Annotated in this window: 20 protein-coding genes, 1 pseudogene and 1 riboswitch; of the genes and pseudogenes, 19 read left to right on the forward strand and 2 right to left on the reverse strand. The window is 37.6% G+C overall.

Going from position 1 to position 24,891, the window contains the following annotated elements; genetic code table 11:
- Positions 1–37: 37 nt before the first annotated feature.
- The 10 genes from JFU50_RS21390 to JFU50_RS21435 all read left to right on the forward strand — a co-directional run bounded on the left by JFU50_RS21390 (position 38) and on the right by JFU50_RS21435 (position 16,371).
- Positions 38–673 (forward strand): MOSC domain-containing protein, encoded by a 636-nt coding sequence (locus JFU50_RS21390; protein ID WP_201224016.1) that lies wholly within the window; start codon positions 38–40, stop codon positions 671–673.
- 126 nt (positions 674–799) lie between these two features.
- Positions 800–898, forward strand: a riboswitch (SAM riboswitch).
- Positions 899–1,001: 103 nt separating this feature from the next.
- The gene (locus tag JFU50_RS21395; protein ID WP_201185353.1) at positions 1,002–2,849 is read left to right on the forward strand and encodes a bifunctional homocysteine S-methyltransferase/methylenetetrahydrofolate reductase; all 1,848 of its coding nucleotides are present in this window, start codon (positions 1,002–1,004) and stop codon (positions 2,847–2,849) included.
- On the forward strand, positions 2,842–6,291 hold the full coding sequence (gene metH, locus JFU50_RS21400) for a methionine synthase (RefSeq protein WP_201224018.1): 3,450 nt from the start codon (positions 2,842–2,844) through the stop codon (positions 6,289–6,291). The genes JFU50_RS21395 and metH overlap by 8 nt, the downstream gene beginning before the upstream one ends.
- 156 nt (positions 6,292–6,447) lie before the next feature.
- Positions 6,448–7,155: a polysaccharide deacetylase family protein gene (locus tag JFU50_RS21405; protein WP_242489137.1), complete on the forward strand. Its 708-nt coding sequence runs from the start codon at positions 6,448–6,450 to the stop codon at positions 7,153–7,155.
- A 74-nt stretch (positions 7,156–7,229) separates the two neighbouring features.
- Positions 7,230–8,000: a dioxygenase family protein gene (locus JFU50_RS21410; RefSeq protein WP_201224020.1), complete on the forward strand. Its 771-nt coding sequence runs from the start codon at positions 7,230–7,232 to the stop codon at positions 7,998–8,000.
- A 362-nt stretch (positions 8,001–8,362) separates the two neighbouring features.
- The gene (gene sucA, locus JFU50_RS21415; RefSeq protein WP_098176341.1) at positions 8,363–11,215 is read left to right on the forward strand and encodes a 2-oxoglutarate dehydrogenase E1 component; all 2,853 of its coding nucleotides are present in this window, start codon (positions 8,363–8,365) and stop codon (positions 11,213–11,215) included.
- Position 11,216: 1 nt separating this feature from the next.
- A complete protein-coding gene (gene odhB / locus JFU50_RS21420; RefSeq protein WP_201224021.1) occupies positions 11,217–12,488 on the forward strand; it encodes a 2-oxoglutarate dehydrogenase complex dihydrolipoyllysine-residue succinyltransferase in 1,272 nt (423 codons plus the stop codon).
- A 247-nt stretch (positions 12,489–12,735) separates the two neighbouring features.
- Entirely contained in the window at positions 12,736–13,548 is an 813-nt protein-coding gene (locus JFU50_RS21425; RefSeq protein WP_201224022.1) for a DeoR/GlpR family DNA-binding transcription regulator, read from the forward strand.
- Positions 13,548–14,468 carry a 1-phosphofructokinase gene (gene pfkB / locus JFU50_RS21430; protein WP_056520708.1) on the forward strand — a complete coding sequence of 307 codons (921 nt, stop codon included), beginning with the start codon at positions 13,548–13,550 and terminating at the stop codon, positions 14,466–14,468. The genes JFU50_RS21425 and pfkB overlap by 1 nt, the downstream gene beginning before the upstream one ends.
- Before the next feature lie 4 nt (positions 14,469–14,472).
- Positions 14,473–16,371: a PTS fructose transporter subunit IIABC gene (locus JFU50_RS21435; protein ID WP_201185345.1), complete on the forward strand. Its 1,899-nt coding sequence runs from the start codon at positions 14,473–14,475 to the stop codon at positions 16,369–16,371.
- Positions 16,372–16,415: 44 nt separating this feature from the next.
- On the opposite strand, the gene JFU50_RS21440 is transcribed toward JFU50_RS21435, so the two are convergent.
- The gene (locus JFU50_RS21440) at positions 16,416–16,784 is read right to left on the reverse strand and encodes a VOC family protein (RefSeq protein ID WP_201185344.1); all 369 of its coding nucleotides are present in this window, start codon (positions 16,782–16,784) and stop codon (positions 16,416–16,418) included.
- A 196-nt stretch (positions 16,785–16,980) separates the two neighbouring features.
- Here JFU50_RS21440 and JFU50_RS21445 point away from each other — a divergent pair, with 196 nt between their 5' ends.
- The 5 genes from JFU50_RS21445 to JFU50_RS21465 all read left to right on the forward strand — a co-directional run bounded on the left by JFU50_RS21445 (position 16,981) and on the right by JFU50_RS21465 (position 20,212).
- Entirely contained in the window at positions 16,981–17,379 is a 399-nt protein-coding gene (locus JFU50_RS21445; RefSeq protein ID WP_201185343.1) for a secondary thiamine-phosphate synthase enzyme YjbQ, read from the forward strand.
- Between the two features lie 42 nt (positions 17,380–17,421).
- Complete coding sequence (locus JFU50_RS21450) at positions 17,422–18,000, forward strand: GNAT family N-acetyltransferase (protein WP_201185342.1); 579 nt, start codon at positions 17,422–17,424, stop codon at positions 17,998–18,000.
- A gap of 133 nt (positions 18,001–18,133) precedes the next feature.
- A complete protein-coding gene (locus JFU50_RS21455) occupies positions 18,134–18,733 on the forward strand; it encodes a cell wall hydrolase (RefSeq protein ID WP_201185341.1) in 600 nt (199 codons plus the stop codon).
- Positions 18,734–18,967: 234 nt separating this feature from the next.
- On the forward strand, positions 18,968–19,612 hold the full coding sequence (gene trhA, locus JFU50_RS21460) for a PAQR family membrane homeostasis protein TrhA (protein ID WP_201224023.1): 645 nt from the start codon (positions 18,968–18,970) through the stop codon (positions 19,610–19,612).
- A gap of 114 nt (positions 19,613–19,726) precedes the next feature.
- Positions 19,727–20,212, forward strand: a complete 486-nt coding sequence (locus JFU50_RS21465) for a YusW family protein (RefSeq protein WP_201224025.1) — start codon at positions 19,727–19,729, stop codon at positions 20,210–20,212.
- A 412-nt stretch (positions 20,213–20,624) separates the two neighbouring features.
- Here JFU50_RS21465 and JFU50_RS21470 read toward each other — a convergent pair whose 3' ends face one another.
- Positions 20,625–21,191, reverse strand: a complete 567-nt coding sequence (locus JFU50_RS21470; protein ID WP_201224026.1) for a biotin transporter BioY — start codon at positions 21,189–21,191, stop codon at positions 20,625–20,627.
- Positions 21,192–21,550: 359 nt separating this feature from the next.
- Here JFU50_RS21470 and JFU50_RS21475 point away from each other — a divergent pair, with 359 nt between their 5' ends.
- The 4 genes and pseudogenes from JFU50_RS21475 to JFU50_RS21490 all read left to right on the forward strand — a co-directional run bounded on the left by JFU50_RS21475 (position 21,551) and on the right by JFU50_RS21490 (position 24,663).
- A complete protein-coding gene (locus JFU50_RS21475; RefSeq protein WP_053346546.1) occupies positions 21,551–22,069 on the forward strand; it encodes an NfeD family protein in 519 nt (172 codons plus the stop codon).
- 21 nt (positions 22,070–22,090) lie between these two features.
- Positions 22,091–22,369: pseudogene (locus tag JFU50_RS21480) on the forward strand (flotillin family protein); the annotation flags it as partial.
- A gap of 319 nt (positions 22,370–22,688) precedes the next feature.
- On the forward strand, positions 22,689–23,885 hold the full coding sequence (locus JFU50_RS21485) for a hypothetical protein (protein ID WP_201224027.1): 1,197 nt from the start codon (positions 22,689–22,691) through the stop codon (positions 23,883–23,885).
- Positions 23,878–24,663 carry a helix-turn-helix domain-containing protein gene (locus JFU50_RS21490; protein ID WP_201224028.1) on the forward strand — a complete coding sequence of 262 codons (786 nt, stop codon included), beginning with the start codon at positions 23,878–23,880 and terminating at the stop codon, positions 24,661–24,663. The genes JFU50_RS21485 and JFU50_RS21490 overlap by 8 nt, the downstream gene beginning before the upstream one ends.
- Positions 24,664–24,891 lie beyond the last annotated feature (228 nt).

Below are 24,891 nucleotides of genomic sequence, written 5' to 3' on the forward strand. Positions count from 1 at the left end.
AGGATGATATAAAGTAAATAGGATTGGAAGATGTTAATTGGAAAATGGAAAAATCGTGTCCCTTCAAGCCGGAAAGCCTAAACAGGAAATGTTTTCGAATGTTAAGATTTTATCAGCTATGGATAAAAAAACTTTGGATAATGTGACCGTAACAAAATCAGGAATAGTTGGAGACGGAGTAGGGAATCTAAAGTTCCATGGAGGCCCTGACCGTGCATTGTGCATTTATCCTTTTGAGCATTACTCATTTTGGAATGAAAAATTCTCTAAACAGCTTGATATCCCTGCTTTTGGTGAGAATTTAACAGTAGCTGGGATGATGGAAACTCAAACGTATATCGGTGATATCTATCAAATAGGTGGGACAATTGTTCAGATCACCCAAGGACGAATTCCTTGCTCGACTATTTCTCATTTTAACCAAGAACCTAAGTTTTTGACATCAGTGATGAAAACAAGTTTTACTGGTTATTTTGCAAAGGTCATTCAAGAAGGAGTTATTAAAAAACAAGATGAAATTGTTTTATTAGATCGACTTCAAGAAAACATCTCTGTATATTATGCAACTGAAGTGATCCTGCATAATCGAGACGGACAGGATGGAGCTCATGCTCTACTTTCTGTAGATTCGTTAGCGGTGGACTGGAAACAAAGGATATTAAAGAGAGTTTAAACTTTGAAGGATGTATGATCTTAGTAGAAAAGAAAAAAATGACTATCAAACTATTGAAATTGACAGATTATTAATGTAAATTAAATATAAACAAATTTTGAAATGTTAAGAAAACTTTATAAATGGATCTTATCGAGAGAGGTGGAGGGACTGGCCCGAGGAAACCTCAGCAACCAGCTTAGGCAAAGGTGCTAAATCCAGCAAGCAGAGCTTGATAGATGAGGAGAATGTTTCAAAAAACCTTCTTCTTTGAGAAGGTTTTTTTTCTTTTCTCTCATACTCATAGAAAACGACAAAAACAGAATTGTTTTTGAGAGAGGGTGTACATATGGATTTTCGTAAAGAATTGAAAGAAAGAATGCTGGTTGGAGAAGGAGCAATGGGAACATTATTATACTCATATGGAATCGATCAATGTTATGAGGAATTAAACTGCACTAATCCTGATCAAATTGAATCCATTCATCGTGCCTATTTAGAAGCAGGTGCTGATATTCTACAATCGAATACTTACGGAGCCAACTTTAATAAATTGAAAAGGCATGGTCTTGAAGATGAAGTAAGCCGAATTAACCGACAGGGAGTTATCCTTGCTAAAAAAGCTGCAAAAGGCAATGCATTTGTATTTGGTACTATAGGGGCTCAGCGAAGTATCCGTAAATCGGATTTAAGCATGGAAGAAATTAAGCGAGGTTTTCGTGAGCAGCTATATAGTCTGCTTATAGAAAATCCTGATGGGATTCTCCTTGAAACATTTTATGATCTGGAAGAACTTGAAACCGTGTTGCAAATTGCTAAAAAAGAAACGGAATTGCCAATTATTGCAAATGTATCGATGCATGAATTAGGTAATCTTCAAAATGGGATCCATTTAAATGAAGCATTTCAAAAACTCGAGCAATTGGGTGCTGATGTTGTTGGTGTGAATTGCCGTCTAGGTCCACATCATATGATTCGCGCCTTGGAAGAAGTGACTTTGCCAAAGCATGCGGCTATCGCTATCTATCCAAATGCTAGCCTACCGGATTACGTGGATGGAAGACTAGTTTATAAAGCAGTGCCTGAATATTTTGGCTCAAGTGCCCTTGAGCTTCGTGAGCAGGGTGCCACGATAATCGGTGGGTGTTGTGGAACAACACCACTTCATATTCAATCTGTGAAAAATGCGATTGGGAGTTTAGTTCCAGTAGAAGAAAAAATGACGAAAGCACGTGAAATCGAAATAATTGAAGTGAATCATAGAGAACTGGAACTACCCCTGCATGAGCAGGCCAAAACTGAAAGAACGATTCTTGTTGAACTTGATCCGCCGAAAAAATTAGGAATTGAAGGTTTTATGGCTGGTGCGGAGGCATTAAAAAATGCGGGTGTTGATTCGATTACATTAGCTGATAATTCACTTGCTTCGCCGAGGATATCTAATGAGGCGCTGGCCAATTTGTTGAAAAACCAATTAGATGTAAATCCAATGGTGCATATTACGTGCCGTGATAGGAACTTAATTGGCCTTCAATCACATTTAATGGGGCTTCAAACGGTGGGGTTGAACGAGATTCTGATTATCACTGGTGATCCTTCAAAAATAGGGGACTTCCCAGGTGCAACTTCAGTCTATGATTTATCGTCATTTGACTTAATTAGTATGGTAAAACAATTTAATGAAGGTCTTTCCTATTCCGGTCAAAGTCTTGGTCAACGGGCAAATTTTAAAATTGCGGCTGCCTTTAACCCAAATGTGAAATATTTGAATAAGGCCGTTCAGCGGATGGAAAAGAAGATTGCTTGCGGTGCTCAGTCCTTTTTGACCCAACCGATTTATTCAGTCGATCAGATTGAAGAGGTTTATGAAGCGACAAAACATATAGATACTCCGATTTTCGTCGGAATTATGCCGTTAACGAGCACACGAAATGCGGAATTTATCCATAACGAAATACCGGGTATTAAATTACCTGATAATGTAAGGCGGGCTATGGCTTTAGCAGGGGATGACCCGATAAAGTCAAGAATGGAAGGTGTGAATATCGCCAGAGAACTGGTGGACGCCGCAAGAGAAAAATTCAAGGGGATTTATTTAATTACACCATTCCTTCGCTATGAAATGACTGCGGAACTTACAAAATATATTAGAGAAGTCGATAGTAAACATACATCAGAGGTGGCAGTACATGAATAAAAAAGCGATTCAAGAACAGTTAAAGTCTAAGATTCTCCTTCTTGATGGTGCAATGGGAACCATGCTACAAGCTGAGAATTTAACAGCAAAGGACTTTGGGGGAGAACAATTCGAGGGATGTAATGAATATTTATCACTGACGCAACCTGAAATCATCCAAACCATCCATGAAAAATACTTAGCAGCAGGTGCCGATATTATTGAGACAAATACCTTCGGAGCCACGAGCATCGTTCTTGAGGAATACCAAATAAGTACGATTGCTTATAAGCTTAATAAAATTTCAGCTGAACTTGCCGTGAAAGCTTGTGAAAAATATTCAAATGATAAATGGCCAAGATATGTTGCTGGTTCAATGGGACCAACAACAAAAACACTTTCTGTTACAGGAGGAACCACATTTGATATTTTAACCGATTCTTATGAAGAACAGGCACTCGGTCTATTAGACGGTGGTGTGGACCTGTTGTTAGTGGAAACCTGTCAGGATATGCTTAATGTTAAGGCTGCCTTTTCTGGAATAAAAGCGGCCTTTGCTAAAACAGGGAAAGAAGTGCCTGTCATCATTTCGGGGACAATCGAACCGATGGGTACTACCCTAGCCGGTCAGTCCATTGAAGCGTTCTATTTATCAGTTGAACATATGAAGCCTGTGGCTGTTGGTTTGAACTGTGCGACAGGACCAGAGTTCATGATAGACCATATTCGGACGCTTGCAGATATATCAAACAGCGCCATTAGCTGTTATCCGAATGCAGGCCTACCTGATGAAGAAGGTCATTATCATGAATCCCCGACTTCCCTTGCAGAGAAAATGAAGCAATTTGCAGAAAAAGGCTGGGTCAATATCATTGGGGGCTGCTGTGGAACAACACCAGAACATATTAAAGAGCTTTCTAAGGTTCTAGAAGGCGTACAGCCCCGTGAAATGAAGGAATCAGCACATGGTCATGCCGTATCAGGAATTGAGCCACTTATTTATGATGATTCAATGCGTCCCTTGTTCGTCGGTGAGAGAACGAACGTCATCGGATCTCGTAAATTCAAGGAGTTAATTCGTGGGAAGCATTATGAGCCAGCTGCCGAAATTGCTCGTGCTCAGGTGAAGAAAGGCGCCCATGTCATTGATATTTGTCTTGCTGATCCTGATGGTGATGAGTTAGGTGATATGAAGGAATTCGTCGAAGAAGTTGTCAAAAAAGTGAAAGTACCATTAGTCATTGATACTACAGATGAAGCCGTTCTTGAACAGGCTTTAAAGCATTCTCAAGGAAAGTCAATTATTAATTCTATCAACCTTGAAGATGGTGAAGAGCGCTTTGAAAAAATTGTTCCACTCGTTCATCAATACGGTGCTGCCGTTGTGGTAGGAACAATTGACGAGATTGGAATGGCCGTTGATGCTGAACGGAAAATTGAAGTGGCTACCCGCTCTGTGGACTTGCTAGTAAATAAATATGGCCTAAACGAAAGCGACCTCATTTTTGATCCGCTTGTTTTCCCTGTAGGTACGGGAGATGAGCAATATATAGGCTCTGCTTTAGAAACGGTTAAAGGAATTAAGGCAATCAAAGAGAAATTTCCAGAATGCTTAACGATTCTTGGAATTTCAAATGTGTCATTCGGCCTCCCATCACGCGGAAGGGAAATTCTAAATGCCGTTTTCTTATATCACTGTACAAAGGCTGGTCTTGACTACGCAATTGTGAATACGGAAAAACTTGAACGTTTTGCTTTGATACCGGAAGAGGAAGTGAAACTGGCCGAAGCACTCCTGTTTAATACCTCCACAGAAACATTAGCTATCTTCACTGAATTTTATCGTGGAAAAAAAGCGGAGAAGAAAGATAATGGTGTTATCCTTCCGTTAAACGAACGTTTAGGTAACTATATTATTGAGGGAACGAAAGAAGGCTTAATTGAAGATTTAAATAAAGCAATCGAGCGTGGGGACGCTCCATTAGAAATCATCAATGGACCATTGATGGATGGGATGAGTGAAGTGGGTAGGTTATTTAATGATAATCAGCTCATTGTCGCGGAAGTACTTCAAAGTGCCGAGGCGATGAAGGCTGCTGTCTCACATCTTGAACCACTCATGGAAAATGCTGAAGATAGTGCTAAGAAAGGTAAGATCCTTTTAGCGACTGTCAAGGGTGACGTACATGATATTGGTAAAAACCTAGTGGATATCATTCTTTCCAATAATGGCTATGAAGTCATTGACCTTGGAATTAAAGTCGCACCACAACAAATTATTGAAGAGGTCCGAAAACATGAGCCTACTATCATAGGCCTGTCTGGATTACTTGTAAAATCAGCACAGCAAATGGTTTTAACTGCCCAGGATTTAAAACAGGCAGGGATTGATACTCCAATATTAGTGGGGGGAGCAGCATTATCCCGTAAATTCACTGATTTCAAAATTTCACCAGAATATGGCGGTCCTGTTTTATATTCCAAAGATGCTATGGATGGATTAGCTGTCACGAATATTTTACATGATTCCAACAAAAAGGTTGTCTACTTAGAGGAGTTAGTTGCAAAACGGGAAAAATCGAAAGCCAATGCGGCAATTGCAGCAACCATGGAAAAACCAGTTCGCAAGCAAACACCAGCAGCTCCGTTAAGCAATGTCCCGGTTCAAAAACCGCGTGACATCAAAAGACATGTTTTGAAAAATTATCCATTAGATGTCATCCAACCATATATTAATAGGCAAATGTTAATTGGTCATCATTTAGGATTAAAAGGTAAAGTTGCTGAGCTGGTGAAGCAAGGGAATGAAAAAGCAATTCAACTGAATGATTTGGTTGATGAGCTGATTGAATTCTTAAAGGCAGAACCAGACTACGGGTTAAATGCTATTTATCAATTTTTCCCTGCTCAAAGTGATGGAGACCAGTTATTCATTTATAATCCGGATAATCATCAGGAAGTATTGGAAACTTTTGATTTTCCTAGACAAGATACAAGTCCACACCTTTGTTTGGCGGATTTTGCGAAGCCGGTTTCTTCCGGGGAAATGGATTATGTTGGTTTCTTCCTCGTTACAGCTGGTAGAGGTATCAGAAAATGGGCAGAACAACTAAAACTTGAAGGTGATTTCTTGAAAAACCATGCTCTTCAATCACTGGCTCTTGAAACTGCAGAAGGATTTGCAGAAAGAATCCACCAATTGATGAGAGATGACCTGGGTATAAGCGATCCTATAGAAATGTCAATGAAAGAGCGGTTCGCAGCCAAGTATACCGGTCAAAGGTTTTCATTTGGTTATCCAGCTTGTCCAAATCTGGAAGACCAAGAAAAGCTATTCCGTTTGTTACAACCGCAGGATATTGGAGTAGAATTGACTGAAGGATTCATGATGGAACCAGAGGCTTCTGTTTCAGCTATTGTATTTGCTCATCCTGAAGCGCGTTACTTTAATGTCGATCGATAAGCAGTGAGGAGACAGCGGTATTTTTTACCGCTGTCTTATTGCGCATGAAACCCCTGAATTAGTACACCTTAATGGTCAAAAGGAAGGGGATACAACTATATGAGGAGTCTATTCCGACTATATCTTTTCATAATGTGTGCTTTCATTATCTTGGTTATGACAGGTGAACCGCCAGTTCTTGTACACGCAACAATTCCGGAAGAAATAACACCGCTTGTAAAAAGTAAAGAAGATCAGAAAATTGCATATTTGACATTCGATGATGGACCGTCTACGAATACGATGGATATTTTAGATATATTAGATCGATATCATGTTAAAGCTACCTTTTTTGTAAAAGGTAATGAAGAACCTTACGCAAAACAATGCTATAAAGAAATGATTTCCCGGGGTCATGAAATCGCCCTCCATTCCTATACACATGATTATTCTATTGTTTATCGGTCAACGGAAAGTTTTTTTCAAGATCTGAATAGGCTTGAAACCATGCTTGAAAAAGAGTATGGGGTAAAGAGCCGTATTGTACGTATACCGGGTGGTTCAAATAATCATCTTAGACATCAGGTTACAACTAGACCAATCATTAATGGAATCCTTCAACAATTATCAGAAAAAGGTTATATTTACTTTGATTGGAACATCGATTCAACAGATGGCATCAGTCCGTCGATAAGTGAGCAACAAATCATTACCTCTGTGAAAAGAGGATTGAAAGATCAAAAGCATGTTAATATCTTATTACATGATATCAATAGTATGAAAAATACGGTAAAAGCATTGCCGGATATTATAGAAAACCTAAAAAGAGAAGGGTATACCTTTGATACGATTGATGAGACAACTCCTAAAATACAATTTAAATGATGAACTCAGTGTTTATATATAGTAAATTAAGGTATAGGGATAAGAGATTACATGGGAAAGGATATATCGTTTCTATGATGCCATCATTGTTTTTATCACATGGAACACCTCTATTAGCATTGGAAAAGAACAGCTACACTTCTTTTTTAAAGGAATATATGAAAGTTATGAATAAACCAACTGCAATCGTTATCCTGTCAGCACATTGGGAAAGTAAGGAGCAGTTGATTTCAGCAGTCAGTAAACATGAAGTTATTTATGATTTTGCCGGTTTTCCTGAAGAAATATATCAGGTGACATATCCCGCTTCGGGATGTCTAGAGTTATCCGATAAAATATTAACCCTATTGTCAAAAATAGGGGTATTAGGGGAACTAGATGATAGGCGTCCGCTCGATCACGGGGCATGGGGACTTTTGCATATTATGTACCCTGAAGCCGATATCCCTATCGTATCATTGTCTATTAGTCCCGATCTTCCATTTGCGAAGCAATATGAGATCGGCAAAGTATTGGGGGATCTTAAGAAAAGTAATGTCCTTATTATCGGGAGCGGTGGAATTGTCCATAACTTTAACCATATTCAGGAAGATATGCATGTGGCAGAGGGATGGGCAATCAGTTTTGAGGAGTGGGTAGAAGAAAGGATCATGAATTGGGATATGGAGACTTTGGTTAACTATGAGCAAATGGCTCCTTATAGTAAAGATGCTGTACCTACAAAAGAGCATTTTATTCCATTAGTCATCGCCATGGGATCAGGGGATGACAACAAAAAGCCAAAGCTGTTACACCGGACTTTCCAATATGGGAATCTGAGTTTAACAGCTTGGCAGTTTGACTGATTTTAAAGGGTTTTTGGTATGGTAAAATATACCTGGTAATAATCAAAATGCAAAAATACAAAAATCTTTTTTTAGCGAAAAAGGACTTAAATGAGCAATAAAGTCTGTTAAAGGCGTAATATGACGAATTAAGCAGAAAAATAGTTTCAAAAAGGGTGAATAAAGTGTTTTAACCTTTGGATATTTCGACAAAAACATGTTAATATAACATCTGAAAACGTTTTATCCTTTAAAATTTTATTATTCAATAACCAAATTTGTTTATTATATATTATATATTTGGGGAAAATTTAGAAGTAAGAATTTGGGGATGGATAAAACGAAATGAAAAAAATTATGAGAAAAATTTGGGGGTTTACAAAATGACCATCAAGGACGCTAAGGCATACGACCCATGGAAAACTTTTTCAGGTCCAAACCTTGGGTATGTCATGGAGCAATACGATCTATTTCAAGCCAATCCGGAAGAAGTAGATCCGGAACTGAGAAACTTTTTTGAAGTATCAGGTCCTCCTTCATTAGATGTATCGGCTGAAGTAACTATCGGAAATGCACCAACTGTACAAACTGGAGAAGTTCTTCCTATGAAGAAAATAATGTCTGCAGTAAAATTAGCGGAAAATATCCGTGCATATGGACATCTAGCTGCAAATATTTATCCTTTAAAAGAAGAAGCATTAGACACGGAACAAATTCACTTCGAAAAATATGGGTTGACTGCAGATGATTTAAGAAAAATCCCGGCTGACTTTATTTGTCCCGAATCACCTAATGATGTGAAAGACGGATACGAAGCCGTACAATACCTAAAACAACTTTATACAAAAACGATAGCCTTTGAATTTCACCATGTTAATGACCTGGACGAAAAGCAATGGCTTACTGATATGGTCGAATCCGGAAACATGTTCCCGGAAGTGGCTAAAGAGAAAAAAGCATTATTACTTAAACGCTTGAATGAAGTTGAAGGTTTCGAAAAATTCCTTCATCGCACATATGTAGGGCAAAAACGTTTCTCTATTGAAGGACTAGATACTTTAGTACCGATTTTAGATGAAATGATTTCACAGACTGTTCAAAATGGAACTGGAAATGTAAATATTGCGATGGCTCACCGAGGACGTTTAAATGTACTTGCACATGTTCTAGGAAAACCATATGAGGTTATTTTTTCAGAATTCCAACATTCACCTAATAAAGATTTAGTTCCTTCCGAAGGTTCAACCGGCATTAATTACGGATGGACAGGAGATGTTAAATACCATTTAGGTCTGGATAAACAAATTACTAAAGCAAATATACAAAAAGCAAGAATTACTCTTGCCAATAACCCAAGTCACTTGGAAGTAGTTGGTCCAATCGTGGAAGGGTATTCTCGTGCGGCCCAAGAAGACCGTACAGAAAAAGGCTTCCCAGTTCAAGATATTTCAAAATCACTTGCAATCCTGATTCATGGTGATGCAGCATTCCCTGGTGAAGGAATTGTACCGGAAACGTTTAACTTAAGCCGTCTGCGCGGTTACCAAGTTGGCGGAGCTATTCATATCATCGCTAATAACATGATTGGTTTTACAACGGAAAGTGAAGATTCACGCTCAACTAAATATGCTAGTGATTTGGCTAAAGGCTTTGAAGTGCCTATCGTGCATGTGAATGCTGACGATCCAGAAGCATGTATGGCTGCAGTAAACCTTGCTAACCAATATCGCGAAAAATATAATAAAGATTTCTTGATCGATTTAATCGGTTACAGACGTTTCGGTCATAATGAAATGGATGAGCCATTGGTTACTCAACCTGAAATGTATGCATTGATTCATAAGCATCCAACAGTTAAAGAACTTTATGCTAAAAAACTAATTCAATCTGGCGAGTTCACAGAAGATGAAGTTAAAACAGTGGCAGAGCAAGTAGATACAAAACTGGCAGATGCTTATGCGAGAATTTCTGGAAATAAACCAGAAGCTACTAAAGAATGTAACCCGCCGGGCATTATTGAAAAAGGACTTCCTACTATTGAAACAGCTGTATCAAAAGGAGAACTTGTTTCAATTAATGAAGAACTTGTTAAATGGCCAGAAGGATTTACACCTAATAAAAAATTAGGAAAAATCCTATCACGTCGCTTAGATTCATTTGGAGATGACGGTAAAATTGACTGGGCGCATGCTGAAACACTTGCATTTGCATCCATTTTGAATGACGGTACTCCAATTCGTCTAACTGGACAAGATTCAGAGCGTGGAACATTCGCACAGCGTAACATTATGTTGCATGACAGTGTTAATGGAAAAACATATTCACCACTTCACACACTTGAAACTGCTAAAGCTTCTTTCGCTGTTCATAACAGCCCGCTTACTGAAACAGCAGTTCTAGCGTATGAATATGGTTATAATGTATTCGCACCTGAAACACTTGTTCTTTGGGAAGGTCAATTCGGTGACTTTGCAAATACAGCACAAGTAATCTTTGACCAATTTATCGCGGCAGGCCGTGCAAAATGGGGTCAAAGATCAGGTCTTGTTATGCTGCTTCCACACGGATATGAAGGACAAGGACCAGAGCATTCAAGTGCCCGCTTGGAACGTTTCCTTCAATTAGCAGCTGAAAACAACTGGACAGTTGCTAACTTAAGTTCGGCAGCTCAATACTTCCATATCCTTAGAAGACAAGCTAAGATACTGGAACAAGAGCAAGTACGTCCACTTGTCATCATGACACCGAAGAGTATGCTTCGTAATCAGGTGATGGCTTCTACAGCTGAAGAATTCAGTGAAGGTAGTTTTGAATCATTCGTTGAAACAAAAGCATTGGGCAAAAAACCAAAAGCAGTAGAGCGCATTGTTTTTGCAACAGGTAAATTGGTTGTTGAACTTCGTGAAAAAGCAGCAGCTGAAAAAAATACGGATTGGTTGCAAATCATCAGTATCGAAGAGATTTATCCATTCCCGTTCACTGGCGTTCAAGAAGCATTGAAAAAATATACCAACCTAAAAGAAATCTTCTGGGCACAAGAAGAACCGAAAAACATGGGAGCTTGGACATTTGTTGAACCTCGCTTAAATGCAGCGGCACCAGGTAACCTTTCTGTAACATATATCGGCAGAAAACGCAGATCCAGTCCGGCTGAGGGAGATCCACTAGTCCATAAAAACGAACAACAACGGATTATGACTCAAGCAATAACACGCAATAATGAGGGGGAGAAATAAAATGGCTGAAGTAAAAGTACCTGAATTAGCAGAATCAATTTCTGAAGGATCTATTGCGCAATGGTTAAAACAACCCGGTGACCGTGTTGAAAAAGGTGAATATGTCCTTGAACTGGAAACTGATAAAGTAAACGTAGAAATCATTTCAGATTATACTGGTACGCTTACAGAACTTTTAGCAGAAGAAGGCGATACAGTCCAAGTTGGACAATCTATCGCTATCGTTGATGAAAATGGAACAGCAGCAGCAGCAGCGCCAAAGGCGGAAGCTCCTAAGACTGAAGAAGTGAAAGCAGAACCAGTTAAAGCGGAACAAGCGGCACCTGCACAAGAAGCTCCTAAAGCAGAAACGAAAGAAGCATCTTCAACTCAGCAAGTTATTGCTTCACCAGCGGCAAGAAAATTGGCTCGTGAAAAAGGAATTGACTTAACTCAAGTGCCTGTTGTTGATCCACTAGGTCGTGTACGTGTACAAGACGTAGAAGCAGCAAGTAATGCCCCTGCACCTGTAGCAGCACCTAAGCAAGCAGCTCCTGCAGCTAAACAAGCAGCAGCTCCTGTTGAAGTGAACGATGACCGTATTGAAGTAGTGAAAATGACTCGCCGTCGTCAAACTATCGCTAAACGTCTAGTTCAAGTTCAATCTGAAGCTGCCATGCTTACAACTTTCAACGAAGTCGACCTTTCTGCTGTTATGGAATTACGTAGCCGTCATAAAGATTCTTTCGTTAAAGCTAATGATGTTAAACTTGGTTTTATGTCATTCTTTACTAAAGCTGTTATTGGAGCTTTGAAAAAGTATCCATTATTGAATGCTGAAATCAAAGGCGACCATATTCTGAAAAAGAACTTCTATGATATCGGTGTAGCAGTATCCACTGATGAAGGATTAGTTGTTCCTGTAGTAAGAGACGCTGACCGTAAAAGCTTTGCTGAAATCGAACAAAACATTTCGGATTTAGCTGTTAAAGCGCGTAACAACAAATTAGGACTTTCAGATTTATCTGGTGGTACTTTTACTATCACAAACGGTGGAACTTTCGGTTCCCTTTTATCTACACCAATTTTGAATGCTCCACAAGTTGGTATCCTAGGGATGCATACAATTAAGACACGTCCAATCGCTGTTGGAGATCAAATCGAAAACAGACCAATGATGTATCTTGCATTATCATATGATCACCGTATCGTTGATGGAAAAGAAGCAGTTGGTTTCTTAGTAGCAATCAAGGATATGCTTGAAGATCCAGAACAACTTTTACTTCAAGGTTAATTAGTAAAATTATTAAAACCCTCTGTCATCATGACAGAGGGTTTTTTTGATGCAGGAAAATAAATACATATTTTCATAGGGAAGAACCGTCTAATCAAGGTAATAGGAAATGAAATTCTTGAAAGGGTAAATGAAAAAATTAATAAATGCTTAAATAAATAATGATTTTGATTTTAATCTTTAAATGAATGTTTTTGAATGAATTAGATGGAGAAAAGTGAATGAATTTGAATAAATTTAAACGTTTATGATTGATTATTCTATCTTTTTCATATATGATGATGGTATTAAACTGGAGGTGGGCGAATTGTTGACAACAGAAAGGCACCAGTTCATCATATCGCTTCTTAAGAAACAAGGAACGATTAAGTTGCAGGAGCTTGTAGATCTGTTACATGCATCAGAATCAACCATTCGAAGAGATTTAGTGCAGCTCGAAGAAATGAAGGCATTAAAACGTGTGCATGGCGGAGCGGCATTGCTTCAAAGAAAAGGCCTGGAGCCTTCAACAATGGAAAAGCAAAATAAAGCAATAGTTGAAAAACAAAGTATAGCCAAGTTAGGCTCATCATTTGTTGAGAAGAATGATTGTATTTACCTTGATGCAGGTACGACCATATCAGAAATGATTCCCTATTTAAAAGATAAAAATGTAACGGTCTTAACAAATGGCCTTATGCATATTCCAAAATTGATCGAGTTAGAAATCAAAACTGTTTTAGTAGGTGGAACGATTAAATTCTCCACTAATGCAGTTATAGGCAGCACCGCTGTACAGTTTCTAAACGAATATCGCTTCGATAAATGTTTCTTAGGTATGAATGGTATCCATCAAGAAATGGGTTTCACCACTCCAGACCCTGAGGAAGCTTTGTTGAAGAAAATAGCATTGCGACTCTCTAACGAAAGTTACGTGCTTGCTGACAGTTCTAAATTGAATGAAGCTACTTTCGCTAAGGTTGCGGATGTAAGCGATGCCATAATCCTAACTGATAGGAATAATGAAGATGCTATTGCTCAATTCAAAAAAAATCCCAAGATAAAGGTCGTGACTATTTAATGATTTATACAGTAACACTCAACCCATCCATCGATTATCTGGTTGAGGTGGAAAATTTTCAAATGGGCAAGGTGAATCGAACAAGCTATGAAGTTAAATTTCCTGGTGGGAAAGGAATTAATGTTTCCCGGGTGCTGAAAAGACTTGGAAATGATACAACAGCTTTTGGTTTCATTGGCGGACAAACTGGAGAGTTTGTAAAAAGGTATTTAAGACAAGAAGAGATTTTTACGGACTTTACAGAGATAGCAGGAGATACGAGAATCAACATTAAGTTGAAAACGGGAATGGAGACGGAAATTAATAGCCAAGGACCAGTTATTTCAAAGGCGAATTATCAACAGTTATTTAGTCAAATCGAACAGCTGAAAAACAACGATATTCTTGTTTTATCAGGGAGCATTCCATCAAGCGTTCCTTCTGATGTATACGAATCTATGGCTAAAACGTGTTCAGATAATGGCATTAAATTAGTAGTGGATACGAGCGGAAAAGAGTTGTTGAGCGTACTTCAACATCGACCCTTTCTTATTAAGCCTAATCATCATGAACTTGGTGAACTTTTCTCTACTAAAATTAAAAATGTTGAGGATGCAAGCAAATACGGATCTAAATTGGTTGAATCCGGTGCTCAGCACGTAATAGTTTCAATGGCAGGAAGCGGTGCTGTACTTTGCACAGATGGCGATTCATATACCGCTAATGTTCCAAAAGGAAAAGTTATAAACTCGGTGGGTGCCGGTGATTCCATGGTGGCTGGGTTTATTGGAACATATGAAAAAACAGAGGATATTTTCTCTTCTTTTTGTTTCAGTCTTGCATCAGGAAGTGCTACAGCCTTTTCATCCGATCTCTGTACATTGGATAAAATCGAAGAATTATTACCGCAAATTGAAATAAATAAGATAACTGGGGGCTAACTCTATGAAAATTACAGACTTGTTGAAATTAGATACAATTATTATCGATTTACAAAGTGATACAAAGCAAGCTGTTATTGATGAATTGTCTGGGAAGTTAGCCAAAGCCGACAAATTAAATGATGAAAATACTTTCAAAGCAGCCATTTTAAAACGTGAAGAACAAAGCACCACAGGGATTGGTGAGGGAATAGCTATTCCACACGCAAAAACAAGTGCTGTGAAAACACCGGCTATCTGTTTCGGTAAATCGGTATCAGGTATTGATTATGAGTCGCTTGACGGTCAGCCAGCACATCTATTTTTTATGATTGCAGCTAGCGAAGGGGCCAATACAGACCACTTAGAGACACTCTCCCGGCTTTCTTCATTACTAATGGATACAAACTTCAGGTCCCGTCTGATTTCTGCTACTTCCAAAGAGGAAGTGCTAGGCATAATCAATCAAAAAGAACAGGAAGCGGATGAAGAAGAAAGAGAAGAACAAGAAGAACAACGAACAAGTGCCACTGCTATAAGTACCAAAGGAAAAGTTCTTGCCGTTACAGCTTGTCCAACCGGGATTGCCCATACTTATATGGCGGCCGATGCCTTGAAGGCGAAGGCAAAAGAAATGGGAATCGATTTCAAAGTAGAGACAAATGGTTCAACGGGAATCAAAAATGGGTTAACAGCTAGAGATATTGCAGATGCTGATGCGATTATTGTTGCTGCGGATAAGCAGGTCGAGATGGATCGTTTTAATGGAAAACATGTCATTATCGTCCCAGTTGCCCATGGTATTAGGAAGCCTGAAGAACTGCTAAATCGGGCCATAAATCAGGATACACCAGTTTATAAAGGAACCGGGAATGAAAGAAGTGAGGATGGTGATTCATCAAAAGGAGGGCTTGGGATTTACAAGCATTTAATGAACGGTGTAAGTAATATGCTTCCATTTGTTGTAGGAGGCGGAATCTTGGTTGCGCTTTCTTTCTTTTTCGGAATTGAAGCAGCAGATCCAACAAAGCCTGAATTTAATCCCATTGCCAAAGCATTAAGTGATATTGGCGGAGGGGCTAGCGGTGCCTTCTTCTTGCTTGTCCCGGTACTAGCCGGTTTCATTGCCTCAAGTATCGCTGATCGTCCAGGTTTTGCTCCTGGTATGGTTGGAGGGTTATTGGCAGCACAAGCTAATGCTGGTTTTCTAGGTGGTCTAATTGCTGGTTTTCTTGCCGGATATGTCGTTTTATTATTGAAAAAATTGTTTTCCAAGTTGCCACAGAACTTCGAAGGGATTAAGCCAGTTTTACTTTATCCTGTATTCGGCATGTTAATTACAGGTTTAATCATGATATTTGTAATAAATGAGCCAGTAACTGCAGTAAACATAGGCTTAACCAACTGGCTACAAGGTTTATCAGGTACGAATGCTATTTTGCTTGGATTGATTTTAGGAGGTATGATGGCTGTAGATATGGGTGGACCCCTGAATAAAGCCGCTTTCACTTTCGGACTTGCAGCTATTGAAGCACAAAGTTTCGGGCCTCATGCTGCCGTAATGGCAGGTGGAATGGTACCTCCTCTCGGAATTGCCTTTGCGACTACATTCTTTAAAAGTAAATTCAGTGAAATGGAAAGAAAATCTGGATTCACTAATTACTTTATGGGTGCATCATTCATTACAGAAGGAGCTATTCCTTTTGCGGCAGCTGACCCTTTTCGAGTTATCGTAAGCAGTGTAATCGGGGCTGCAACAGCTGGTGCACTGTCGATGGCTTTTAACGTCACTCTTCCGGCACCACATGGCGGTATATTTGTTATCCCGCTAGTCAATCATCCATTTCGCTATATGCTGGCAATATTAATAGGTTCTCTTATTACTGCGTTTATATTGGGAATCTGGAAAAAGAAACAGAAATAAATCACGAAAAAAGGCGGGTTCAATAATCATTGAACCCGCTTTTTTCATATCCACTCTAAAATTTCAATTCGATTACCAAAGGGGTCGGATACATAAATTCGATTTGCTCCTGGTAGCTTTTTATCTTCAATAAAAGGTATATGATTACTTATTAGATGTTGTTTAAGGTCTACTAGATTTTCAACTTCTAGAGCTGGATGGGCTTTCCGTGCTGGAATAAAATGATCTTCGGTTCCAATATGAATTTGGATCGATCCAGATTTAAACCATACTCCTCCATTGGACTTTAAAGTTTCAGGCTTATCAATTTCCTGAAACTTTAATACATTAGTGAAAAACTTCCTTGCTATCTCTTCTGTATTTTTAGGAGATGCTAATTGGAAATGATCGATGGATATAAAATTAAAGCTCATCTTAATACGCCTCCTCATTCCTTATATATCCAATTTTAATGCAATACTGTTAATAAGAACAGATTAATCTATTTATTAATGTCGATAAGTTATTCTTATTTTTACTATTTAATTCTGCATAATTAAACGAACAAAAGCATGTTTTCAAATGTTTTTGGGTATGTGTATAAAAAGGTATTAAAGGAGTGGAACGTTCATGCTGAAGAAAAATTCATTAAAAACTACTAAAAGGGATGATATGATTGATGTTACAACAGAAGTGCAGGCATTTATCACGGAAACTGGTATTCAAGAGGGTATAGCTCTTGTATATTGTTCACATACTACTGCTGGAATCACGATTAATGAAAATGCGGATCCAAACGTCAAAAAGGATATGCTAAGGAGGCTGGACGAGCAATATCCATGGAATCATACTCTAGATCTACATATGGAAGGGAATACTGCAGCCCATTTGAAATCAAGTACGGTAGGTTCGTCACAACAAGTGATTATTCATAAAGGAAGTTTGATTCTGGGTACATGGCAGGGTCTTTATTTTTGTGAATTCGATGGTCCTAGAGAGAGGCAGTACTTTATCAAATTGACTAGTTAAGGCTAGGAATAGTCAGGTAAGGGTAAAATAGGAGGAATCAGATTGGATGATGTTTGGATTAAAGGAAGAAATGTAGTATTGAGAAACGTAAAAAAAGATGATTTAAAACTTTTGTGGAGCTTAAAGTATGGGGAAGAGAATCCAGAGTGGAAAAAATGGGATGCACCATATTATCCTCACGAACTCATTGATTTTAATACGTATATCGATAAAGAAGAGAAACATCGGAACTATGATGAGAAAATGGGAGTATACTCCGAGTTAATAATGGAAAAGGATCATCAAATAATCGGATCAATTGTATATTATTGGGAACATGAACCATCGCGTTGGCTTGAAATCGGTATTACTATTTTTGAGACCAATTATTGGAATGGCGGATATGGCACGGAAGCCATAAAGTTGTTTATCACCTATTTATTTGAAAACATTGAAATCGAACGGGTTGGACTGACGACCTGGTCAGGAAATGAGCGGATGATGGCTGTTGCATTAAAAGTAGGTATGCAGCTTGAAGGAAGAATGAGGAAATGCCGTTATTTTGATGGTTATTATTACGATTCCATAAGGATGGGAATTTTACGTGAAGAATGGGAATCCCTTCAAAAAATAAATAATTAAGCGGATTTGAAAGAGTTAAATAAAAATTCAAAGTGTGTAATATTTTACCTGGATTCCCTTGGAAATAATTTAGCACTGTTTTCTCCAATTGGGTCTGTTATCCTAGGTAGATGCTTAACAAGGAGGTTACAGGATGAAATTATCAGCATTATTAACAGTGATAATAACTCTAAGCGTCATCGTACTTGGAATAGCATTCCCTTTTGGAACCATAAGTAAAGCTTCTAATGGCGCAAAAAAACATGTCATTAAGCAAGGTGAATCGATATGGGATATTGCGAAGCAATACGGAGTGCCAATTGGTACGTTAAAAGAAGTCAATCATAATGAAAATAATGTTGCCGATCCAGGTAAAACATTGATTATTCCTCATGTAATGAGTGAAAATGATAAAGATCTATTAGCTAGGCTGGTGCATGCTGAAGCAAAAGGAGAGCCATACCGAGGAAAGGTCGAGGTTGCGGGAGTTGTTTTGAATCGCCTAGATAGCAATGAATTTCCCGATACGATCCGTGAAGTGATTTATCAAAAAAATCAATTCTCCCCTGTTGGTGATGGTAGTATTAATAAAGCAGCAGGAGCTGATGCTAAGAGAGCTGTAAATGAAGCTATAGCGATCCATGGCTACACAAATGATGCATTGTATTTCTGGAACCCAAGTATATCGGACAGCGAATGGATGAAACAATTGGAGGTAATCAAAATTATTGGCGGCCACCATTTTGCCATTTAACTAAAATTCTCAAGGACCGGCTCACCATTTAATGGAGCCGGTCCTTTTTTCTATACCGGCTACAGTTAGACGATAATTGGTGGTGGAACGACATGGTGGAAAATCTTTTTCTTGATAATTACATATATATAAGTCAAAGATTGAATTACTTTCCTATATTGCTTTGAAGAACTGATGTATAATTGAGAAGAATTTCAAAACAATAATTTTTTCCTAAGATTAAGGAGCTGTAACGTGGCTAATACACATGTTTATACAAAAAAAGAAGAAGTGGTAAATGCAATTACTCATGGAGTAGGTGTCTTGTTAAGTATTGCCGCTCTTGTGTTTTTAATAATTTTCTCAGTTCAGAAGGGGTCGGCCTGGCATGTAGTGATTTCAGTCATTTATGGGGTTTCCATGCTACTCTTATATGTTTCTTCAACTTTAGTTCATAGCTTTCCAGCAGGGAAAACGAAGGACCTATTTGAAATCTTTGATCATTCAGCAATTTATCTCTTCATAGCAGGAACGTACACGCCTATCATGCTGCTTGTAATCCAAGGGACACTAGGATGGACACTGCTTGGAATTGTATGGGGAGTGGCAGTTATAGGCGTTGTATTCAAAGCTTTCTTTGTGAAGAAGTTTCTTTTCCTTTCTACAATTCTTTATATCGCGATGGGGTGGTTGATTGTTATTGCATGGGGTCCACTATCAGCAGCAATGCCTTCAACAGGTATCCAGCTATTGGTTGCAGGGGGATTGCTTTATACGTTTGGGGCTGTCTTTTATGTTTGGCGCGGTTTCCCTTATCATCATGCTATTTGGCATCTATTTGTGCTTGCAGGCTCTGTCGCGCACTTCTTTGCTGTATTGTTTTATATCATTCCCCTTTAATCCTAGAAGGACTTTATTCTTTAATCTGCTCTACCTTATGACACTTGGAAGAGGTTTTAATTGCATTCTTTTAGGAAATAAATAAGCTATACAGACTAAGGAAGGAAATGACTTATGAGAAAAACAATAAAAGTACTATCACTCCCATTTGCAGCCATGCTTGTTATGGCTGGGTGCGGGGAAGATAACGATGAAGTTAAGAATCGACCGGTTGAGGAAAATGAAAACAAAGCAGAAACCAATTCTGAAACAGGAACGGATAATAATAAAAAGCTGCCTTTTACTTTTAAGGATTTTCAATTAGAAGTTGACTATGCAGGTAATGACAACGAATATGAAGCAGAATATGATGCGATGGGAGTCCAAACAGAAGCCTCTATTGATGACCAACTAAATAAACACGAAGTCCACAGTGAAGAAGCGTTGGAAGAGCTAACGCCGATATTAGAAAAGCTGACATTCACCAAAGATTCTTCTGATGATGAGGTCATTCAAGATGTAACAAAGGCTTTTAATTTGAAAGATGATTATGAAGAATTCGACTTAGAAGTGAATTACGATGATGGTACGAAAAAAGAATATAAAGTGTATAATAAATAATTCAATATCAGCTACATAATCCTATATGAAATAGTATTTTTTTGCCCAATATCGTAGCGAATTCATGTTCCTTCAATAGTTGTCAAAACACTATTACTATAGTAAAATGATTACGGTTAGCAAAGGGGTTAACATACATTTGCTATTCATATTCGGACTTATGGGGATAGGACCGCAATAATTACTTGTAAAAAAAGATTCTTTTTCAGAAAGAGTCTTTTTTTTTCCTTCCTTTAACTTCAAAAAAACTTGATCAAGATGGATTAATTGCGAATTACTTGAAATAGTATTTATAGAGATATAACAGACAGGAACTTCAAGAATTCAGGGGTTGATAATTCTTTTTTAAAATGTAAGAGAGGATACCACATTTGTGGTATCCTGTTTTCTGATTACCTGGATAGAAATATTATTAGATTGTTGCATTTTTTTTAGGTAGCATTTTAGCAGATGCTAACCTTGAACGAATCGTAATGCCAAGCCATGAGGCAAGGAAGGCTTTTAGGGTACCGACAATTACAAATGGAGCAAATCCACTAGCTATGGCTGCTGTCCATGTTAATGAAGCCATATATTTTAGCCATACCGTCCCTATGATTAAGGTAATAATCATCCCGATGATATTTGCAAGGAAAGCTATTGCAACTGTAAAACGGGTCTTTTCTAAAATCAGACCGGTAATATAGACTGTTGGTATATAGGATAATAAATAACCGCCAGTCGGACCGAATATTTTTGCAAGTCCTCCAGACATTTCAGCAAATACCGGTACACCTGCAGCCCCAATAAACAAGTACAATAAAACTGAAGAGGTTCCATAACGTGAACCAAGTATAGTAGCCGCCAGTCCAATGGCCAGAGTCTGACCTGTAATCGGAACCAAAGGCAGTGGGATAGTAATTTGGGCGAATATTCCTATTAGTGCTGCAAATAAGGCTGTAACCATCATCATTCTTAATTTTTCATGACTTTCCTTCATAATGTTGCCTCCTATTGTAAACCCATCTGTTAGTTAAGTTAACATATAAGAATTTTAATATGATAAGTAAACGCTGTCAATAATATTTTGAATTTTTCTTTTTATAAAGCTGTTTTTAAAAGGTCAAGTATTAAAAGGTACTGAGAGGGTGTGTCCGGATTTAAAAGAGAATGATAAAAAAATGAAACCTTTAAAGCTTTAATTCGTATAATTTGGTAGGGAAAGTATTTAAAGGGGGAATATAACAATACTTTTTTGCATATATAGGTTAGAACAAAACATAAACTAATCAGTTAGAAGCTTACTTCAAGCTGTTTAGGTATTGGGGCATAAAAAATCCAATTTAAAGGATGAAAGAGATGGAGTTATTTGGGGTTCCATTAGAAACAATTTATTTATATGGATTAATTATTTCCGGTGTACTAACTTTTTTATTTATTTTGTTTAATGATATATTTTCCGGATTAGAATTACCGGACCAATTTAATCCAACTCTCATTTTTAGTTTTTTAACTGTATTTTTTGCAAGTGGTTTTTTGTTTGAATCGGTCACAGGTCTTAATAGTGGAGTGATTGCGGCGATTTCCTTGCTTATATCATTGTCCACTGTCACCTTATTGAATGTATTTGTTTTGATTCCCATCTCATCAGCAGAGGAAAGTTTAGCATTTCATGATAATGACCTGAGAGGAAGGGTTGGAAGGGTGCTGACATCCATCCCAGTTGACGGGTTTGGCGAAGTCTTAATTGAGAGTATTAGTGGCAGCATTGCGAAGACCGCTGCCAGTTTTAAAAATGAAGGAATTGCATCAGATACTAAAGTCTTAATCATTGAAGTCAAAAATGGGGTTGTCTATGTGATGCCTCATCAAAATTAATAAAAGGTTCGGAGGTAGTTTATGTTTAGTTTAATTTGGGTTGTTGTTGCTATTGTTGCTTTTTTACTTATTGCACTTATTGCTGTCTTTGTTACGAAATACCGTACGGCTGGTCCTGATGAAGCATTGATCGTAACTGGAAGCTACTTAGGTAGCAAAAATGTTCATATCGATGAATCAGGGAATAAAATTAAGATTGTCCGTGGTGGAGGGGCATTCGTTTTACCAGTGTTCCAACAAGCAGAGCCATTGAGCTTGCTGTCAAGCAAACTTGAAGTCTCTACTCCCGAAGTGTACACATTATCTATAATAAATTGTACATAATTATTATTGTACATAATTATAAAATCTTTAATGAACCTTATAATTTTAAGGTTTTTTATTTTGATAAAAAAATCTAAAGTATTCCGTACTATATATATAATCTTGATGATAAATATTTATAGTTAAATATATAAATAAAGACATACTATTGCTGTAAAAGACGTACTATTACTGTAAAAAACATAAATAAGACACCCTATATTTGGTTAAAAGGTTTTAAGGTTGTACATAATTATTTAAATATGTTACCCTATTCTGAAATAGTTCGGAGGGGTGAAAGAAAGTGAGGAAAGGAATGTTCGTTGAGCAATCACGTTTAAATATAAAATTTGGAGTAACAAATGTAAAGATTTCAGAGAGTATGGGTAGAAAAGGTGTTCAAGTTTATGAATATATTGAGATTGTATTAGTAAATAAAAACAACTATAGAGAGGTCCCTCATCCTATTACTTCATTTATTTACGATAAATGGAGGTTCACTTCTGTCAATAATCAGCTTGCTAGGGCAAAGCAACTAACACCTTTTCTTAACTACGTTTTTATAGAATGTAGCTCGAAATATAGATTAAAATCTTTCAGCGATCTTAAAATAGAACACGGGGTACATTTCTTGGAGTATAAAAGAAAACAGGGATGTTCTAGATCTACTATTGATTCGTACGATTCAACCCTTAAGCATTTTTACGAATATTTAAGTCGTAATGGAGGGTTGAATCATTTTAATAAAGATGACTTCAAAGGTGAGGGTCTGAAATCTTTGTTTAAACAACATATGGCATCTTTACCGGCACCGAAGTTAGAGGATGACAAAGCACGAAGATTAGAAGATCATCATATTATTCCTTTTATATATACTGCAATTAGGGTCGCAGATGATATAGCACTTGGTATTTACTTTTCCATTTTTGGGGGATTGCGTGGATCAGAGGTAATGTCAATAAAGAGGTCAGAAATAAAAAAGCTAGGAGTATACGGAGAGCATGGACTGATAGTTAAATTAAAAACTGATGCGAAACATGCAAAAGGTAGTGGGAATAGAGTCAAATCACCAGGGGTTCAGCCAATTGATGCTGTTAAACAGCTACTTTCGTCACTTTATAAAAGTCATCTGGATAGGTACCCAGAGCCCATCGATGGATCAAATAGTCTTTTTGTTAACGCTTGGGGAACAGCGATGCAATACCAAACATATCATCATAAATTTAAAAAAGTAAAAGAGGCATTCATAGAGACACTAATAAATTCAGATAATCCTGATGATAAATTATATGCTTTAAATTATAAATCATTGAATTGGAGCACACATATTGGTAGAGGAACATACTCAAACAACATTGCAGAAGAATGTAATCACTTAGTGGAGATTATGAGAGCCAGAAGGGATAAATCGCCACAATCTGTACTTCCGTATCTAATGCATACTCAAAAATCGATTAAGCAGTTGAATGATGATATAGATGAAATGTTTGAGGGGGACGCACATAGTGAGTAATGTATTGTCGTTAGAGGATTATGAAGGATGCAAAGGAGAATATCTAAATCTGGATGAAGCTTCTACTATGTTAGATATAAAGAAACACACAATGTATAGACAATTACGCGATGGTTCACTTCCATTAGAACTCTTTGAAGGTCCTAAATCAACCGAGAAAAAAAAGCAGTACCTTATTTCTCGCCATTCCCTTGATCAGTATCAATTATTATTAAGCTATCTAAAAAAGAACTACTATACTCCTAAAGACCTCTTGGTAAAGTATCCTTATAGTTTGAACTTTTGGAGAAAGGGATTAAAAAGGCAACCACCACCGGGATGGTTATCAACTCGGTTCGATAAACTATCCCGAATACCAAAAGCCTTCGTGGAAATTTATATTAAAAAAAGGACCATCCCAGAAGGATTTTTAAGTACTAACGAAATAATAAATTTATTAGGAGCGAATACCCCTAAGGTTATAACAACTCTCAGAGAAAAGGGGCTTCTCGGAAAGACGCTTACCGGGTTAACTTCAGAAGGGAATACAATTGTAGCCAATCATATAAACGATGTTATGTCATTTAAGCAAAAATTCGAAAGTGAAGAACGGTTAATTATTGAAAAAGATTATTTAACAAGTCAAGAAATTGTTGAGGTTTTTCCGTACGTAATATCAGTAGATACGGTAAGAAAGTTGATTAACACGAAAACATTAGATGATACCTATATTAGAAAATATAATTACAAGCATACTGAAGTTAATTTTGCATCAAAAAAAGTGTGTACCGGTATATAGCCAGACAAAACGATTATAAACATTCTACTGCAGAAGGACCTTTAGAAATATTTAATGAGGGAGTAGGAAAAATTTCAATTCCAATTTTTTTGAGCAAACAGCAGATGTTTATACAATATATTGCCGAGACATTCTTATAAGTAGCAAGTCGGATAAGAGAAACTTAACTTCAAGAGCAAGAACCTATGTTATTAGGCTTAAAAATTTCATTTCATTTTTTGTTAAAGA

The organism is Peribacillus sp. TH14 (assembly GCF_016651145.1).
GTDB classification, from domain to species: Bacteria; Bacillota; Bacilli; order Bacillales; family DSM-1321; genus Peribacillus; species Peribacillus butanolivorans.